The following is a 2,718-nucleotide window of genomic DNA, read 5'->3' as shown; positions in this document are numbered from 1 at the left end:
GGATCGGCTTAAGCAACCAAATCCTACGTCATTTCAACGGGCTTGCGCCACATCCACCAACCCCCATGAATTTGGTTAGGTTGATGCTGCGTGCCGCCGCCGTGAGGCCGCGCTCGCTAAGCAGCGCGTCGAGAACGACGAGAAGATTCAGATCGAGCCCTTTGAAACGCATGCTTAGCTATCCATAGCGTGGATGAATTTGATTGAAACAAACGATTTTACCAATTTTCCGGAATGTCGCATGGACCTGGCAGGATCTCACGTGCGCCGATCACTGCCTCTATCGCGTGGCGAGTCCCTTGAGAAGAGCCCGAAAGAGGAAATCTGTCGCGTGCGGTGGAGATTGTACTGGGAATGAGAGGCAGCGCTCCAAATCATGTCGAACTCTCCGACGAATGGCGACCGGTACATAGTTGATCGCAACTGGTCCGGAGCTATGAAACATCTCGATTACATATGAGGTGCCGAGTGAATACGCTGACAGCACCCACCGTCGCAGCGTTTAGCTGACGTTTGACGACGGTTCCTATCCATTTACACGCAGATTCTTGATGTGCTGGCGCAAAAGCGGGAGGCCGGCGACTTTTCTTCGTCATCGGGCTGACGCCGCAGAAGCCGGAACTCGTCCGGTTCCTATGGGCATTGGGCTTGGTCGGCGCACAGGCTCTATGAGGGGCAATTTTGGCAACGCGACGCGACTCGGGTTTTGAACGACGCCGAAAACGCAAGCTGGAAAGGAACAAGATGGCAGATCAACTCGCCAACGAAATAATCGCAATGATCAAGAAGCGCGCCGCGTCGGAGGGCGGCATAGCGCCTGCCACGGGCGGCGAAATAACGGCTGCCACGGGACTGACTTCGCTCGGTATCGATTCACTGGGATTGGCGGACGTTCTCTGGGACCTGGAGCAGGCCTACGGCATCGAGATCGAGATGAATACGGCCGAGGCATGGTCCGATCTCCAGAATGTTGGGGGCATGGTGGAAGCCGTGCGCAGCTTGCTCCCTACGGGGGTGTGAATGGACAGGCGCGTCGTGATTACTGGGATTGGCGGGATTTGCGGGCTTGGAACCAACGCCGCCGCCATTTGGACAGAGATGCGAGAAGGCCGCTCCGCCATTGGCCCAATCGTCAACTCCGAGTTCCATGAATTGAGGGTCAGGATCGGTGCCGAGATCAAGGCCCTGCCGGAGCATGACATCGACAGCAAGCAACTCATCTCCATGGACCGCTTCAGCCTGCTCGCTGTGCTTGCGGCGCGCGAAGCCATGCGTCAGGCCGGACTTTCCTCCAAAGAGGGAAATAGCTATCGCTTCGGTGCGACGGTGGGCGTTGGCGGCTGCGGGTGGGATGCGATCGAGCAAACCTACCGCGCCATCCTTCTGGGCGGTAAGCGTGCCGCTCTCTTGACTGTACCCAAGGCAATGCCGGGTGCCGCTGCCGGCCAGGTCAGCATGAGTCTCGGCCTGCGCGGGCCGGTCTTCGGCGTCACGTCCGCCTGTTCCTCGGCAAACCATGCGATTGCCTGCGCGGTGGACCAGATCAGGCTCGGCCGGGCCGACGTGATGCTTGCCGGCGGCAGCGAAGCGCCGCTCATATGGGGTGTGCTGAAGGCATGGGAAGCGATCCGCGTGCTTTCGCCCGATACTTGCCGGCCATTCTCGGCCGATCGCCAGGGCCTGTCGCTTGGTGAAGGCGCCGGCATGGCGGTGCTGGAAAGCTACGAGCATGCCTTGGCTCGGGGCGCCACCATCCTTGCCGAAATTGCCGGTGTCGGCCTTTCCGCCGATGCGTCCGGCATCGTCGCGCCGACTGTCGAGGGGCCGGAGGCAGCAATGCGGGCCTGCCTTGCCGATGCCAGGCTGGACGCCGAGGATGTCGACTATCTCAACGCGCACGGCACCGGCACCAAGGCCAACGACCAGATCGAGACGGCGGCGATCAAGCGCGTCTTCGGTCAGCACGCCTTCTCAATGTCCATTTCTTCTACCAAGTCCATGCACGCGCATTGCCTCGGCGCGTCCGGCGCGCTCGAGTTGATCGCCTGCGTGATGGCTATCCGCGAGAGCGTCGTCCCGCCGACTGCCAATTATCGTGAGCTGGACCCCGATTGCGATCTCGACGTCACGCCCAATGTGGCACGCGAGCGCAAGGTGCGCGTGGCACTGAGCAACTCCTTCGCCTTTGGCGGCACGAACGCGGTTCTGGCGTTCAGGCAGGTGTAGAAGCCATGAAAGATGCTTCCGGCAACATTATCTCTCGCATCCAGATGCTTGCCGGATAACCTTGTGAAGGGCGCGTCATTGACCGCCTCGGCGAATGCGGGAAGTGGCAGCGGAAGATCGAGGATCCGGGGGTATCGTCTTTGCGAAATTCTTAACTGTTGAACCGGCTTGGACGTACCGCCGCCCCGTAAAAGGTAAGCGAGGCCATGCGGGCTCGGCTTGAGGGTCTGAAGCTGTACACGACAATGTCTGGAAGCCGCAGGGTCGGCTCTGCGCCCGTTATAGTCGCCTGAGTGCTGCCGGCCCGGCCGCGCCGCGGGCGCCGTCAATGAGCTCCTTGAACATGCGGACCTTGCCTCTCTTGGCCGACGCTTCCAGGCGTGCTGTCGTGCTGGCCTCCAGATCCGCCACATGCTTGCGCAGGGTCGTGGTGGGCGCGAGGCCAAAGATGAAGTCGACGCGCAGCACCAGTCGATGACCTGGGTTGCAATA

The 2,718-nt window shown here is 60.7% G+C and carries 2 protein-coding genes and 2 pseudogenes; 2 read left to right on the top strand and 2 right to left on the bottom strand.

Translation table 11 applies throughout. The features are described from left to right. Positions 1 to 70: 70 nt before the first annotated feature. Positions 71 to 172, bottom strand: a pseudogene (locus tag X750_RS1000000166280) (LysR family transcriptional regulator); the annotation flags it as partial. 572 nt (positions 173 to 744) lie between these two features. Here X750_RS1000000166280 and X750_RS134340 point away from each other — a divergent pair. Then, positions 745 to 1,020 carry an acyl carrier protein gene (locus X750_RS134340; RefSeq protein ID WP_023673543.1) on the top strand — a complete coding sequence of 92 codons (276 nt, stop codon included), beginning with the start codon at positions 745 to 747 and terminating at the stop codon, positions 1,018 to 1,020. Then, a complete protein-coding gene (locus X750_RS134345; RefSeq protein ID WP_023707447.1) occupies positions 1,021 to 2,226 on the top strand; it encodes a beta-ketoacyl-[acyl-carrier-protein] synthase family protein in 1,206 nt (401 codons plus the stop codon). A 279-nt stretch (positions 2,227 to 2,505) separates the two neighbouring features. Here X750_RS134345 and X750_RS01000000163590 read toward each other — a convergent pair. Next, positions 2,506 to 2,718, bottom strand: a pseudogene (locus X750_RS01000000163590) (hypothetical protein); the annotation flags it as partial.

This window comes from Mesorhizobium sp. LNJC391B00 (assembly GCF_000502535.1).
Classification (GTDB): Bacteria; Pseudomonadota; Alphaproteobacteria; order Rhizobiales; family Rhizobiaceae; genus Mesorhizobium.
Note: the sequence above shows the minus strand (reverse complement) of the source record. Positions and strands in the feature narration are given on the sequence as shown.

Excerpts from the sequence above, each read along its gene's own strand:
- X750_RS134340 (WP_023673543.1), top strand. The coding sequence starts at position 745 with ATGGCAGATCAACTCGCCAACGAAATAATCGCAATGATCAAGAAGCGC.
- X750_RS134345 (WP_023707447.1), top strand. The coding sequence starts at position 1,021 with ATGGACAGGCGCGTCGTGATTACTGGGATTGGCGGGATTTGCGGGCTT.